The organism is Mycobacterium sp., from assembly GCF_965277065.1.
In the GTDB taxonomy this organism is placed as follows: Bacteria; Actinomycetota; Actinomycetes; order Mycobacteriales; family Mycobacteriaceae; genus Mycobacterium.
Window position 1 is genome coordinate 220,861 of sequence record NZ_CBDIBT010000018.1, and the last position, 13,407, is coordinate 234,267.

Genomic DNA, 13,407 nt, shown 5'->3' on the forward strand with positions numbered 1-13,407 from the left:
CGTGACTGTCCGCGTCATCCAGTGGGTCACGGGTACAGTGCTGCTTGGGCTGATCATCTACAACGCCCGCTACGGCGCGGTCTCGCCGCGCATTCGCAATCCCGACGACACGGGCGCCCCACACCTGTTGTCCGATCCGCTGTTCGGCTACGGCCACTGGATCGTGACCATCGAAATTTTCAGTTATCTGGCGCTGGTCGGCATCATCGCGTTGATCGTCGCGACGTGGCGGCGTTATCCGGGCCATCCCTACCTGCTGATGACGATGGCGGTCAGCACGCTCGCCTGGCTGGACGCTCCGATGAACTGGGCGACGTTCGCCGCTTACAACCCGGATCTGTGGCACTGGCCGGAGGACTGGCCGATCGTGTCGCTGTCTCCGACAATCGAGCCGCTGTTCATCGCGGCGATCGCGATGTTCGTGGTACCACCGTTCTTCCCGGCGATCTGGGTGCTACGGCGCCTGCAGTCGCGGCGGTCGCGGGATGCCTTCGTGTCTCGCCGCCCGCTGATCTGCCTCTCCGGCTTGGTGTTCGCGTTCGGGTTCGTCTACGACTTCGCGATGGAACAGTTGTGCGTCCGCATCGGGCTGTACACGTTCACCCAGGTCATTCCGTTCGGGTCGGTCTTCACCGGCACACGCTGGCAGTTTCCGCTGCTGTGGCAGTCCTCGCTGATCAGCATCCTGATGATCCCGGCCGCGGTCCTGATTTATCGAGACGACACCGGCCGCACCGTCGCCGAGCGAAAGGCGTTACGGACGAAAATCTTCCCCAGCCGACCGGTGCTGAGTTCGTTCATCGTCATGCTCGTGGCTGTCAACCTCGCCTTCATGACCTACGGGGTGGTCTACACCGCCGTCACGCGGTGGTCGGGCGCGGCCACTTCGGTCGTGTGCCCGTGGCCCTGGCCGAGCACCAAAGTCTATGACCCGCAGGGGTTCTACGAGCGCAGCGGTGTGCCGGGGCCTTACTCGAAGGGGATCTGGTCGACGTGGGAGAGCGCCCAGCCCAGGGGGCGTCCGTCGGAGGCGAAGTCACGTCACGTATTCGACTGCGCCTCACCCTCTAACCCGCGAGCAGGCGCATAATCGCACCATTTTAGGGATCAATCGTGCGATTCTCCGTCTGCTCGCGGTGAGAAACTACTGCGCCGGCTCCAGCGCAGGCTGCGGTGTGAACGTCAGGTGTAGATCACTGAGCCCGCGCAGGATGTAGGTCGGTTCAAACGTATAGCGCCGCTCGTCGACCGGGCCGTGCTGGGTCTCGCTGATGGCGATATCGGACATCCGGTCCAAGATGCGCTCGATCGATACGCGACCTTCGACGCGGGCCAGCGGCGCGCCCGGGCAGGAATGCACGCCGCGGGCGAATGCCATGTGCTCGCGCACGTTTTTGCGATCCAGCTGGAACTCGTGCGGGTTCTCGAACCGGCGTGGGTCGCGGTTGGCGGCACCGGGCAGCAGCATCACGACGGTGCCGGGCGGGATATCGACTCCGGCGACCGTGGTCGAGCGGACGGCGAGCCGCGAGTCGCTCTTGACCGGGCTTTCCATGCGTAGCGATTCCTCGATGAAGCCGGGAATCAGGCTGCGGTCCTCGCGCAGTCGCTGCTGGATGCCCGGCCGGTCGCCGAGTGCCTGCAGGGCCGCCGAGAGCAGCTTGGCGGTAGTTTCCTGCCCGGCGGCGAAAAGGAATGTCGCAGAACGGCTTACCTCGATGACCTCGGGGGTGGACCCGTCGGGATATTTTGCCGTCGCCAGCGACGTCAACACGTCGTCGCGCGGATTGCCGCGCCGGTCTTCGATGTAGTCGCAGAACTTTTCATCCAGCCACTCCAGCGGGTTGATCCCCACCGACTTGTGATCGAGCGCACCCACCCGTGCGCCCGGGCGGTCGGCGCCCAGCACGTGGCGGAACTCCTTGTGATCCTCCTCCGGAACACCGAGCAGGTCCGCGATCACCAACGTGGCGAACGGCTTTGAGTACTCGCTGATGAACTCACACTCGCCGTTACCGAGAAACTCGTCGAGTTGACGGTCGGCCAACCGCCACATGAATTCCTCGTTCTCCTTCAACCGGCTCGGCGTGAGCAGTCGGCTCAAGATCGAGCGCGCCCGGGTGTGGTCGGGTGGGTCCATCGTGACCATGTGCTCGAACATCGGGAACTGGCTGCGGTGCTCGTCGATCTTGGCGCGCAGGTCCTCGGAGTCGATCTGGAACGGCAGCGGTGGAAACGGGCCGCCGAGCGCCACGATGTTGGAGAACGTCTCCGGGTCTTTGTAGACCGCGTTGGCCTCTTCCCAGCCAGTGACCGCGACGACGTTGTAGTGCGGGAGTCGCAGCACCGGGTTTTGGCTACGCAGGTAGTCGAAGTACGGGTGCGGGTCGGGAACCAGCGATTGGTCGGTGAAGAAGTCGATCGAATCGAAGTTGCTCATGTACGCGCGCCTTCCGAGGCTGGTCAACCCATGGTGTGCGGGCGGGGTAGAGGTGTGCCGCCCGGAACTGACTTCGGCAATGTGCGGAACTTGCTGAGCACCTGCTTAGCATGACGCTAATGTCGTGGTCAAGGCGAGCGCACGGCCCGCCGCTACGATCGGCGTGTTCACCAGATTTTTGGCGAGAGTATGGAATGACGGCATGACTTCGGCCCGCAGGATCGGAGCACCGGATGCGAAGAATCGCGCGGTGCTGCTCGATGCCGCCGAGCAGTTGATGCTCGAAGAGGGATACGCCGCCGTGACGTCGCGCCGGGTCGCGGAGCGGGCCGCCCTCAAGCCACAACTGGTGCACTACTACTTCCGCACCATGGACGAGTTGTTTCTCGCGGCTTTTCGTCGCCGCGCCGAACAGGGGCTCGAGGTACAGGCCATGGTGTTGGAGGCGCCGCAGCCGTTGTGGGCGCTGTGGCGGTTCAGCACCGATCCGGCGGCCACTGCGATCACCATGGAATTCATCGCGTTGGCTAACCATCGCAAAGCGCTGAAGGCCGAGATTGCCTTCTATGCCGAGCGTTTCCGGGAAGAGCAACGCAAAGCGCTGACGACGATCCTCGCCCGTTACGGCAAGAATCTCGGGGATCCGGTGAAGCTTCCCCCGCTGGTGTGGTCGGTGCTGATGACCAGTGTGTCGCGCGTGCTGGTGATCGAGCAGGCGCTCGACATGTCCGCCGGCCACAGCGAAACCGTCGAGATCGTCGAGAGCTACCTTCGGTATATCGAGGGCGATCCCGAGGTGTGACCTGCTTACCAGGAACGCAGGGAGCAAAGTGTGCCCTTGGGGCCGTCGTTAGACGCCACGACCGCGCCGTCGACGACCAGGGCGCAATGGAACATCGGCGTACCTGGCTCGGTCCCGGTGCTGACGACGACCATGGCGTAGTGATCGGGGTCGGTCAACATCACCACCGGTGAGGTCCACGGGTGGCCCGGCCCGACGTCGGCTTGGACGTTCGGGGTGTACTGGTATGTGTTGTGACTGTAGTCAGAGAATTTCGCCGGCTGCTGATCCAAATAGTAGATGTCGGCCCAGATCGGGCTTGCGGCCGTGATGACGTAGCGGACCTGGTGCATCGGCGGGTCGTCGGCGCGCGTCGGGCCGGCGGTTCCCACCGCGGCCATCGCTGCCAGCGCCGCGGCCAGCGCGGCTTTACCGATGGTTGTCATGCGCACCTCCGGTCACCCGCTCCCGGGCGATATTGGCATTCTCCAGAGCGGAGAATAGCAGCACTGTTGCCTGTCTTGAGACCCTAACCTCTGCAGGTCGGAGCCTTGAGCCGATTCGCCAAACGGCCTTTCATTCACGCAGCCTGACCCCCCGTCGGGTGCCAAGGGCATTGCGGTAGCGTCTGACTGAGAATATTATTCTCGCAAACTGGTAAGGAGGCTTTCATGGGGCAGCTGTCGCATAGAGAAGACGTTCCATTCCCGATCTTCGACGCGGACAACCATCTCTACGAACCGCCGGAGGCGCTGACCAAGTTCCTGCCGAAGGCGTACAAGGACTACGTCCAGTACCCGCAGATCAACGGGCGGACCAAGATCGCGATTCGCGGTCAGATCAGCAACTACATTCCCAACCCGACGTTCGAGGTCGTCGCCAGGCCGGGCGCCTGGGAGGAATACTTCAAGTACGGCAACCCGGATGGCAAGACCAAGCGCGAGCTGTTCGGTGAGCCGATGCGCGCGATTCCCGCGTTCTTCGAGCCCGGTCCGCGCCTGGAGGAAATGAACAAACTCGGTCTGGACCGCACCCTGATGTTCCCGACGCTGGCCAGCCTGCTCGAGGAGCGGCTGCGCGACGACCCGGTCGCCATTCACGTTCTGGTCCACGCGCTGAACGAATGGCTTGACGAGGTCTGGGGCTTCAACTACCAGAACCGCATCTTCACCACCCCGGTCATCACGCTGCCGATCGTCGAGAAGGCGATCGAGGAGCTGGAGTGGGCGGTCAAGCGCGGTGCGCGCTGCATTTTGGTTCGCCCGGCACCAGTGCCCGGCTTCCGTGGCCCCCGGTCGTTCGCGCTGCCGGAGTTCGACCCGTTCTGGGAGCGGGTCGTCGAGCACGACGTGCTGGTCGGCATGCACTCCAGCGACAGTGGCTACTCGCGCTACACCTCTGAGTGGGATGGCGCCGACCAGGAGATGCTGCCGTTCCAGACCAATGCGATGGGCATCCTCAACGAGTGGCGGCCGATCCAGGACTCGGTGGGGTCGTGGGTTATTCACGGCGCGCTCTACCGCCACCCCAAGCTGAAGGTCGCGATCGTCGAGGCCGGTTCGAAGTGGATGACGCCGCTGCTGGACGGTCTGGCCGAGGTATTCCGGAAGGCCCCGGACGCTTTCCCGAGCGATCCCGTCGAGATGGTCAAGAACCGGATTCACGTCAGCCCGTTCTTCGAGGACGGCATCGACGACCTGGTCAACCTTGTCGGTGTGGACCAGGTGCTCTACGGCTCGGACTGGCCGCACCCGGAAGGGCTGGCTGAGCCGACCTTCTACGTCAACGCGTTGTCGCACCTCTCGGTCGACGACCAGGCGAAGATCATGGGCGGGAACCTGTCTCGGCTCGTCACGGTGTAGCGGCCAATCCGATGTGGCAGACCATCCCCGAGATGGTCGCCAGCGCGGCGGATCGCTTCGGCGACGCAGAAGCTGTTGTCGACGGTCCGCTGCGCTTGACTTTCGCTGAGCTTGTCGATCGGATTCGTTGCGCCGCCGGTGCTTTCGCGGACCTCGGCATCGAACAGGGCGAACGGGTGGCGGTCTGGGCGCCCAACTCCGCGGAGTGGATCGTCGCCGCGTTCGGGGTTCTCACCGCCGGCGGCGTGCTGGTGCCGGTGAACACCCGCTTCAAGCCGGACGAAGCCGGTGACATCATCACCCGAAGTCGCGCGAAAGCCGTACTGGTGCAGAAGGGCTTCCTCGACCAGGACTACATCGGCCCGGCGGGCATCCCGGTCATCGATCTGAAATCCGACTTCCTTTCCAGCGGTTCACCATTCGAGCGGCCGGTGAAAAGCGCCGACGTCTCCGACATCATCTTCACCTCAGGCACGACAGGGCGGCCCAAGGGCGCCATGATGAACCATCGCCAAACGCTGCGGATGTACGAGGAGTGGGCGACGCTGGCGGACCTGCGCCAAGGCGACCGGTATCTGATGATCAACCCGTACTTTCACACCTTCGGCCTGAAGGCGGGGCTGATCGCGTCCTTCCTGCGCGGCGCCACCATGCTGCCCCTAGCGGTGTTCGATGTTGATGCTGTCGTGAAAATCGTTGAGCGTGAACGTATCTCGATGCTGCCGGGGCCCCCGACGCTGTATCAGTCGTTGCTGGCGGTTCGGGACAAGGCCAAGCTGTCGTCGCTGCGGGCGGGTGTCACCGGGGCCGCCGACATCCCGGTCGAATTGGTTCGCCGCATCCACAGTGAGCTGCCGTTTCAGACGTTGATGACCGGTTACGGACTCACCGAAGCCGGCAACGTGACGCTGTCGCGGCCCGGCGACTCGTTCGAGGATGTGGCCAGCACCGCGGGTCTGCCCTGCGAGGACGTCGAGGTGCGGATCGCTGAGGACGGCGAGGTGCTGGTTCGCGGATATGGCGTCATGCAGGGGTACCTCGACGATGCGGAGGCCACCGCGCAGGCGATCGACCGCGACGCTTGGCTGCATACCGGAGATTTGGGCAATTTCGACAACTCCGGCCGGTTGAAGATCGTCGGGCGTAAAAAGGACATGTTCATCGTCGGCGGGTTCAACGCGTATCCGGCCGAGATCGAGGGCTTCATGCTGGAACACCCGGCGGTTGCTCAGGTCGCGGTGATCGGCGTGCCCGACGAGCGGCTCGGTCAGGTAGGAAAGGCCTTTGTGGTACTGAAAGATCCCGTGTCCGAGGCCGATCTGACAGCGTGGTGCCGCGATCGGATGGCCGGATTCAAGGCGCCACGGTCCGTCGAGTTTCTCGACCGGCTGCCGCTCAACGCCACCGGGAAGGTCATGAAGGACCAGCTTCGGTGAGCGCAATAGATGCGCATTCGCATTCGCTGGTGATCGCGTCCGACTATCGGGTGCCGGACCCAGAGCAGGTGTGGCCGTTGCTCACTCGCCGCCGGTCGGCACTTGCGGATATCGGTGCACACCACGTCCTGCTCTACACGTCGACGCATGACCCCGGCCGCGTGTTGGTGACCATCGGCGTGCGCAGCCGCGAACCGATCGTGGAACTGCTGCGCTCGCGGGTCTTCTTCGACTGGTTCGACGCCGTCGGTGTCAACGACATTCCCGCCGTCTTCGCCGGCGAGATCGTCGAACGATTCGGGTCCATCTCGCCGTCGGAGCGTACGGCACCCGGCGTTGTGGTAGCCGCGATGGCGGCGGTCGACGATGTACCCGTGCTGAAGCACGAGATCCGCAGTGCCTTACCGCGGTTCGAGGCTGCGGGCATCCGCGAGACCCGGCTGTTCCAGGCCTTCGACGACAACCACGAAGTGATGATCCTGCAGGAACTCGACGACGGGGACCGTGCGCAACAATGGATCGACCATCCCGACGCCGCCGCCCCGTGGATCGACGGAGCCGGTGTGGGTGCGTATCCGCCGGTGTTCGTCGGCACGTTCTTCGACATGATGCGGATCGACGAGTAGGCGGGCCGCGGGTGTTCGTCTGCTTGTGTAACGGGATTACCAGTCAGGTGGTGGCCGATGCCATCGCCGGCGGAGCGTCGACGACCAATCAGATCGCGGCGGCGTGTGGGGCGGGTGCGGACTGCGGCCGCTGCCGTCGCACCCTGCGCTCGTTGCTCGGCACACCGAACGACGACCGCAGCGGCGCACGCGCCTGAGCCGCGTTCAGCCGAGGTCGGCGACCAGATTGGTCAACAGATCCGGAATGTCCAGCCGCGGCACCACCGCCTCGATCAGCACCATCTGGTCCTGGTGTTCGGCCGCGGCGACGAACGCATCGTCGAGTTCGCCGTAGGTCTCGGCGCGGAAGAACAGATGCTCGGTCACGCCAAGCGCGGTGGGGATGTCGGCCCAGCTCCATCGCACGATGTCGTTGTAGGGCGCGGCCTTTCCGTGAATCATCCGCTCGATGGTGTAGCCATCGTTGTTGACCACCACCACGACCGGTGCCAGGCCTTCGCGCGAGAAGGCGCCCAGCTCCTGCACCGTCAGCTGGGCCGCGCCGTCGCCAATCAGCAGGACAGGCCGGCGGTGGCGCTCCGCCAGTCCCGCGCCGAGGGTGGCCGGCAGCGTGTATCCGATTGAGCCCCACAGTGGTTGACCGATGAACGTGACACCCTGCGGAAGCCGGTGCGTGGCCATGCCGTAGAACGAGGTCCCCTGATCCGCCAAGACGATGTTGCCGAGAGTGAGTGCCTCGCAGAATCGGTCCCACAACACGTTCTGGTTCAACAGCTCATCGCGGCCGGGCCGGTCGGGGGACACCGTGTCGGAGTCCGACACGACAGTGGCCGAGCGGATGCCACGCTCGGTGAGGATTGCGGTGAGCGCATCGAGCGCTGCTCCCATCTCCAACGGTGCGAACACCGCGGTCCCGACGGTGCTCTGCTGGACGCCGACGTCGATGGTCTTTCCCGGGTCGATGCGCTGGCTGAAAAAGCCACTGACCATGTCGGTGAAGACCACGCCCGCTGTCACGAGCACCGGGGAATCCTCGATCGCCCGGCGCACCGGTTCCGCGCTGGCGGAGCCGGCATAGATACCCAGGAATTCCGGGGCGCTCTCGTCGACCAGACTCTTGCCCCACATCAGCGTCGCATGCGGCACGACGTCGGCCGCCAACAGTGCCTCGAGCTTGTCGACGGCATTGAGCCGGTGGACCAGCAGGTCGGCCAGCACGGTCAACTGCTGGTCGCCGATGAGTTCGGCTGCGGCGGCGGTGAATAACGCGAGCGCCCGCGGGCTGGTCCCGCCGGTGTAGTGCGGCAGCGGCGCGCTCGGCGGCTCGGTCTCGAAGCGCGCCACGTCGGTGGACAACAACAGGTATCCGGGTCGGCGTTGCTCGCGTACCTCGGAAAGCACCCGGTCGATCTCCCTGGTGGCGGTGGCCGGCATGAGATTGGCTTGCGCACAGGTGATTTCCCGGCTCACCCGCAGAAAGTGCTCGAAGTCGCCGTCGCCCAGCGAGTGGTGCAGCGCCCGCCGAGTGCCCTGGGCGTCCTTCGACGGCCCGCCGACGATGTGCACCACCGGTACGTGCTCGGCGTAACTGCCCGCGATCGCGTTGGCTGCTGACAGCTCGCCGACTCCGAACGTGGTTACCACAGCTGACATTCCGCGAAGTCGGCCATATCCGTCGGCGGCGTACCCGGCGTTGAGCTCGTTGGCGTTGCCGACCCAGCGCAGCTGCGAATGGGCGACGATGTGATCCAGGAATTCCAGGTTGTAGTCGCCGGGCACACCGAACACTTCGGTGACGCCGAGCTCAGCCAGGCGGTCCAGTAGGTAGTCGCCGACAGTGTATGGCGGCTCTGAAACGGCAGCATTCACGGCGTCGAGGCTACGCGTCTGCCGTCGAAACCGCCGTCCAGTTGGGGATGCCTCGCTATCGTCCGGTCATGGCAATCAACGAAACCCGCGAAATAGTGATCGAAGCGACGCCGGAAGAAATCCTCGACGTGATCGGCGATTTTGACTCGGTCACCGAGTGGTCGCCGCCGCATCAAAGCGCCGAGGTTCTCGAAACAGACGCCGACGGTCGGCCCCTCAAAGTGAAGATGAAGGTGAAGGTCGCGGGCATCACCGACGAGCAGGTGGTGGCCTACACCTGGAGCACGAACAAGGTCAGCTGGACGCTGGTCAGCTCCGGGCAGCAGCGCGCGCAGGACGCGTCCTACACGCTGACGCCGAACGGCGACAAGACCAAGGTCGTCTTCGAACTCAGCGTCGACCCGGTGGTGCCGCTGCCCGGCTTCGTCATCAAGCGCGCTGTCAAGGGAACCATCGACACCGGGACAAAGGGTCTGCGCGATCGGGTGCTGGAACTGAAGGAAGAGAAGTAGAAAACTCAACCTCCCGCACACCGTCCGCGCCGGTCGGGCCGATGCCGCAGGCAACACCGCCGGACGAAATCGGCTGGTAATCAACCTCGTACGGTGTCGGCTTGCTAGCTTGGTCGTAGTGGCCGTACGTGCATCGCGTGAGATTGTCATCGACGCGCCGCCGGGGGTGATCCTGGAGGCGTTGGCTGACGTCGGCTCGCTGTCGTCCTGGTCGCCGGTGCACAAGCGGATCCAGGTGCTGGACTGGTATTCCGACGGTCGGCCGCATCATGTGAAGGCCACCATCAAAATCTTCGGGCTCGTCGACAACGAGCTCCTGGAATATCGCTGGGGTCCCGACTGGGTGATCTGGGATGCCGGCGACACCTTCCAGCAGCGCGGGCAGCACGTCGAATACAACCTGCAGCCGGTCGGCGTCGACCGCACACGGGTGCGCTTCGACATCACCGTCGAGCCCACCGGACCGGTGCCGGCTTTCGTCGTCCGGCGGGCGAGCGAGATCGTGCTCGACGCCGCGACCAAAGGGCTCCGCGACCAGGTGATGACCGCTTTCGGCTCAGAACAACCGCAGTAACGATCGCGTCGATCGAAACGGTGGCCCGCCGGCGGCCGATGCGCAATGGTGGATCCTCGTGCGGGTGTGGCTGAGCGGCTAGGCAGCGGCCTGCAAAGCCGTATACACGGGTTCGAGTCCCGTCACTCGCTCTACAGAAGTACCGCTCAGCTTGCTATCGAGAGCAATTCCTTGAACGCCTGCTCCATGCAGTCGGCGTAGTTCCCGGGGTCGGGCAAGGCATCGCGGTCCGCGGTGGCGCTGATCGACAAAATGCCGTTGTAGCTGGCGACGACGTGGATCAGGTTCATCCCGCCGATCAACGGTCCGAGACCGGCGGCGCGCAGCAGTTGAGCCCCGCGGAAATAGATCGGCACGGGCGGCCCCGGCACGTTGGTCACGGTCGTGTTGGCGACGTTGGGCCCGGAGAACGGCAGCACGCTCGCCGCCCTTGCCGCCACCCCGAGCAGCGAGGTCGGCACCGTCCCGATCAGCTCGATCAGCTGCGTGCGCGTTTCATGATTCGATTCCGACCGGCTGCCCGCCGTCGACTCGGCGATCGTGGCGAGCCGGACCAGCGGGTCGGTGATGTCGGTGCCCAGCGATTGCAACCGGCCGAACAACGCGTTGCCTTGGGCGGTGGTGTCGTCGGCCCCCCGCAGTGACATCGGGCATGCCGCGACCAGCGACTCATCGGGAAGTTCACCGTGGCCGTCCAGGTAGTGGCGCAGGGCGCCGCCGACATAGGCGAGCGCCACGTCGTTGACCGTCGCGCCGGGCACGCGCGCCTTGATCCGCTTGAAGTCGTCGAGGTCGTGGAACCGGGCCTCGAAAACCCGGTGCGGTGACACCGTTTGGTTGAAACGTGTCTTGGGTGGAAACGACGGCGTGCCGAGCTCGGGGATCCTGGACACTCTGTTGATCAGCTTGCCCGGCAGTCCGGCTAACCCAAGCAAAGCCTTCGGGGCGCTGGAGGCGAGCACCGTGCCGGCTCGCATCGGGTACAGCGCTGCCTTGATTGCCGTGCGCGACAGCAACTCTGCGGTCGACGGCAAAGGGGCGGCGCGCCACGGTGGGTCGGGCGCCGGGGGTCGCGGGCTGTCCGGGGCGAGGTCGTGCATCGCCGCGATCATCTGGACGCTGGCCATGCCGTCGACAGCGCAGTGGTGCAATTTCAGCGCCATCGCGAAGGAGCCCTTCGGCACTCCCGGAACGGCATTCAGTCCCTCGATGACGGTGATCTCCCACGGCGGGCGGCGCAGGTCGATCTGCCGGCCGTGCAGCCGCGCGACCTGGATGCACAGCTGCCGCCAGTCGCCAGGTTGCGGCAGGCCGATGTGGCGGACGTGGTACTCGAGGTCGAAGCTAGGATCGTCCACCCAGTATGGGCGATCGAGTCCGAACTGGGTCTCGGTCAGGCGTCGGCGAAAGACATCCGCCAGATGCAGCCGCGCGTCGAGCTCCTCGAGGATCCCCTTGAACGTGACCTTCCCGCCCGGTGCGGTCGACGGGCCGTAGATCAGCAGCAGCTGGATTTGTTGCGGTGTCGCCGGTGTCTCCGCACGCAGCAACATGTCGTCGGTCCAACTCAGTTGCTGCATTTCCCAACAGTAGGCTCCGCGATCGCGGTTGCGTTGCTAGTTTGCTTGTAGTGGCCGTACAAGCTTCGCGTGAGGTTGTCATCGATGCGCCGCCGGAGGTGATTCTGGAGGCGCTGGCCGACGTCGGCTCCGTGCCGACCTGGTCCTCGGTGCACAAGCGGGCCGAGGTCATCGATTGCTATCCCGATGGTCGGCCCCATCATGTGAAGGTCACCATCAGGGTCTCCGGCATCGTCGACACCGAGGTGCTCGAGTATCACTGGGGACCGGACTGGATGGTGTGGGATGCCCACAAAACTCTGCGGCAGCACGCGCAGCACGTCGAGTACACGATGCACCGCGAATCCGAAGACCGGACGCGGGTGCGATTCGAGATCACCCTGGAGCCGTCGGCGCCGATACCGGAGTTCCTGGTCAACCGGGCGCGCAGGAAGATCCTCTACGCCGCGACCGAGGGGTTGCGGCGCAAGGTCATAGCCGCAGTCTCCCAAGCCGGCTGATCGCCTCGTCGAGCGTGTCGTCGCGCTTGCAGAACGTGAACCGCACCAAGTGATTCCACGCGGCCCAGTCCTCGGCGGCGGGATCGCAGAATGCCGTCATCGGGATCGCGGCCACCCCGACCTGTTCGGGTAGTGCCGCGCAGAAAGCGGTGCTGTCGTCGTAGCCCAGCGGACGCGGATCGGCGCACAAAAAATAGGTGCCCGCACTGTCGAGGACGTCGAAGCCGATCTCGGTCAGCCCGCGACTGAGCCGATCGCGCCTGCCCTGCAGAGACTTTCGCAACGCCTCCACCCAGGCGTCTTCGGTGTTGAGGGCCTCGGCGACCGCCGGCTGAAACGGGGCGCCCCCGACGTAGCTCAGATACTGTTTGGCCGCCCGCACACCCTGAATGAGTTCCGCTGGCCCGCAGGCCCATCCGATCTTCCAGCCGGTGCAGTTGAACATCTTGGCCGCGCTCGAGATTGTGATGGTGCGCTCGGCCATCCCGTCGAATGCAGCAAGCGGGAGGTGCTCACGGCGGTCGAACACGAGGTGCTCGTAGACCTCGTCGGTGATGACCAGCAGGTCGGCCGCGACCGCGATCTCGGCGATCGCCGCCAGTTCGGTCGCACTCAACACGGTGCCGGTGGGGTTGTGCGGCGAGTTGAGCATCAGCGCCCGAGTGCGCGGCGTCACCGCGCGCCGCAGCGCGTCGATGTCGAGCGCGAAGCCGCGGCCGTCCGGCACCAGCGGGACCACAACCCGCCGGGCGCCCGCCATCGCCACCACCGGCGAATACGAGTCGTAGAACGGCTGGATCAAAATCACCTCGGAGCCGGGCTCGACCAGTCCGAACACCGCCGCGGCGATGGCCTCGGTGGCTCCGACGGTGACCAGTACTTCAGTTGCCGGGTCGTAGTCGACGCCGTACTTCCTCGTGCGTTGAGCGGCGACCGCCTCCCGCAGCGCGGGGATGCCGATCCCCGGTGGGTACTGGTTGACGCCGTCGGCGATGGCGTCCTGGGCGGCCTCGAGCATGGCCGCCGGCCCGTCCTCGTCGGGAAAGCCCTGGCCCAGGTTCACCGCGCCGACGCGTGCCGCCAGCGCTGACATTTCGGCAAACACCGTGCTTGCATACGGTTGCAGTCGCGACACCGTCATGGCCGTCGAGCTTATGCCGCCGCGCTGGCCGCGAGCGTGCGGCCAGCTTCACGCTGGGCGCCGAGTGTTCGTCTGGCTTCACGTTC

At 65.1% G+C, this 13,407-nt stretch carries 14 protein-coding genes and 1 tRNA gene; 10 read left to right on the plus strand and 5 right to left on the minus strand.

All coding sequences use genetic code 11. The features are described from left to right. The first annotated feature begins 1 nt into the window (after position 1). On the plus strand, positions 2–1,090 hold the full coding sequence (locus tag ACQY5A_RS12540; RefSeq protein ID WP_428340687.1) for a spirocyclase AveC family protein: 1,089 nt from the start codon (positions 2–4) through the stop codon (positions 1,088–1,090). 54 nt (positions 1,091–1,144) lie between these two features. On the opposite strand, the gene ACQY5A_RS12545 is transcribed toward ACQY5A_RS12540, so the two are convergent. Continuing rightward, complete coding sequence (locus tag ACQY5A_RS12545; protein WP_428340688.1) at positions 1,145–2,440, minus strand: cytochrome P450; 1,296 nt, start codon at positions 2,438–2,440, stop codon at positions 1,145–1,147. 202 nt (positions 2,441–2,642) lie between these two features. Here ACQY5A_RS12545 and ACQY5A_RS12550 point away from each other — a divergent pair, with 202 nt between their 5' ends. Further along, positions 2,643–3,242, plus strand: a complete 600-nt coding sequence (locus ACQY5A_RS12550) for a TetR/AcrR family transcriptional regulator (protein WP_428340689.1) — start codon at positions 2,643–2,645, stop codon at positions 3,240–3,242. A gap of 5 nt (positions 3,243–3,247) precedes the next feature. Here the strand turns inward: ACQY5A_RS12550 and ACQY5A_RS12555 are convergent, their stop codons facing one another. Beyond that, a complete protein-coding gene (locus ACQY5A_RS12555) occupies positions 3,248–3,622 on the minus strand; it encodes a hypothetical protein (RefSeq protein WP_428341493.1) in 375 nt (124 codons plus the stop codon). 270 nt (positions 3,623–3,892) lie between these two features. Between ACQY5A_RS12555 and ACQY5A_RS12560 the strand changes: the two genes are divergently transcribed. The 4 genes from ACQY5A_RS12560 to ACQY5A_RS12575 are packed head-to-tail and all read left to right on the plus strand — an operon-like array spanning position 3,893 to position 7,342. Beyond that, positions 3,893–5,083, plus strand: coding sequence for an amidohydrolase family protein (locus ACQY5A_RS12560; RefSeq protein WP_428340690.1), 1,191 nt, complete (start codon positions 3,893–3,895; stop codon positions 5,081–5,083). Positions 5,084–5,094: 11 nt separating this feature from the next. Then, on the plus strand, positions 5,095–6,519 hold the full coding sequence (locus ACQY5A_RS12565) for a FadD3 family acyl-CoA ligase (RefSeq protein WP_428340691.1): 1,425 nt from the start codon (positions 5,095–5,097) through the stop codon (positions 6,517–6,519). Between the two features lie 5 nt (positions 6,520–6,524). Beyond that, complete coding sequence (locus tag ACQY5A_RS12570) at positions 6,525–7,145, plus strand: fatty-acid--CoA ligase (RefSeq protein WP_428341494.1); 621 nt, start codon at positions 6,525–6,527, stop codon at positions 7,143–7,145. An 11-nt stretch (positions 7,146–7,156) separates the two neighbouring features. Further along, positions 7,157–7,342, plus strand: coding sequence for a (2Fe-2S)-binding protein (locus tag ACQY5A_RS12575; protein ID WP_428340692.1), 186 nt, complete (start codon positions 7,157–7,159; stop codon positions 7,340–7,342). Positions 7,343–7,349: 7 nt separating this feature from the next. Here ACQY5A_RS12575 and ACQY5A_RS12580 read toward each other — a convergent pair whose 3' ends face one another. Beyond that, a complete protein-coding gene (locus ACQY5A_RS12580) occupies positions 7,350–9,014 on the minus strand; it encodes an alpha-keto acid decarboxylase family protein (RefSeq protein WP_428340693.1) in 1,665 nt (554 codons plus the stop codon). A 68-nt stretch (positions 9,015–9,082) separates the two neighbouring features. On the opposite strand from ACQY5A_RS12580, the gene ACQY5A_RS12585 reads away from it, so the two are divergent. From ACQY5A_RS12585 to ACQY5A_RS12595, 3 genes are all read left to right on the plus strand, one after another. After that, a complete protein-coding gene (locus ACQY5A_RS12585; RefSeq protein ID WP_428340694.1) occupies positions 9,083–9,526 on the plus strand; it encodes an SRPBCC family protein in 444 nt (147 codons plus the stop codon). A gap of 118 nt (positions 9,527–9,644) precedes the next feature. Beyond that, entirely contained in the window at positions 9,645–10,100 is a 456-nt protein-coding gene (locus ACQY5A_RS12590; protein WP_428340695.1) for an SRPBCC family protein, read from the plus strand. Positions 10,101–10,160: 60 nt separating this feature from the next. After that, positions 10,161–10,231: transfer RNA gene (locus ACQY5A_RS12595), tRNA-Cys, on the plus strand. Between the two features lie 15 nt (positions 10,232–10,246). Here ACQY5A_RS12595 and ACQY5A_RS12600 read toward each other — a convergent pair. Next, on the minus strand, positions 10,247–11,680 hold the full coding sequence (locus ACQY5A_RS12600) for a wax ester/triacylglycerol synthase family O-acyltransferase (RefSeq protein ID WP_428340696.1): 1,434 nt from the start codon (positions 11,678–11,680) through the stop codon (positions 10,247–10,249). Between the two features lie 50 nt (positions 11,681–11,730). On the opposite strand from ACQY5A_RS12600, the gene ACQY5A_RS12605 reads away from it, so the two are divergent. Next, positions 11,731–12,180 (plus strand): SRPBCC family protein, encoded by a 450-nt coding sequence (locus ACQY5A_RS12605; protein WP_428340697.1) that lies wholly within the window; start codon positions 11,731–11,733, stop codon positions 12,178–12,180. On the opposite strand, the gene ACQY5A_RS12610 is transcribed toward ACQY5A_RS12605, so the two are convergent. Next, a complete protein-coding gene (locus ACQY5A_RS12610) occupies positions 12,152–13,321 on the minus strand; it encodes a pyridoxal phosphate-dependent aminotransferase (RefSeq protein ID WP_428340698.1) in 1,170 nt (389 codons plus the stop codon). The two genes, ACQY5A_RS12605 and ACQY5A_RS12610, sit on opposite strands and share 29 nt — an antisense overlap. Positions 13,322–13,407 lie beyond the last annotated feature (86 nt).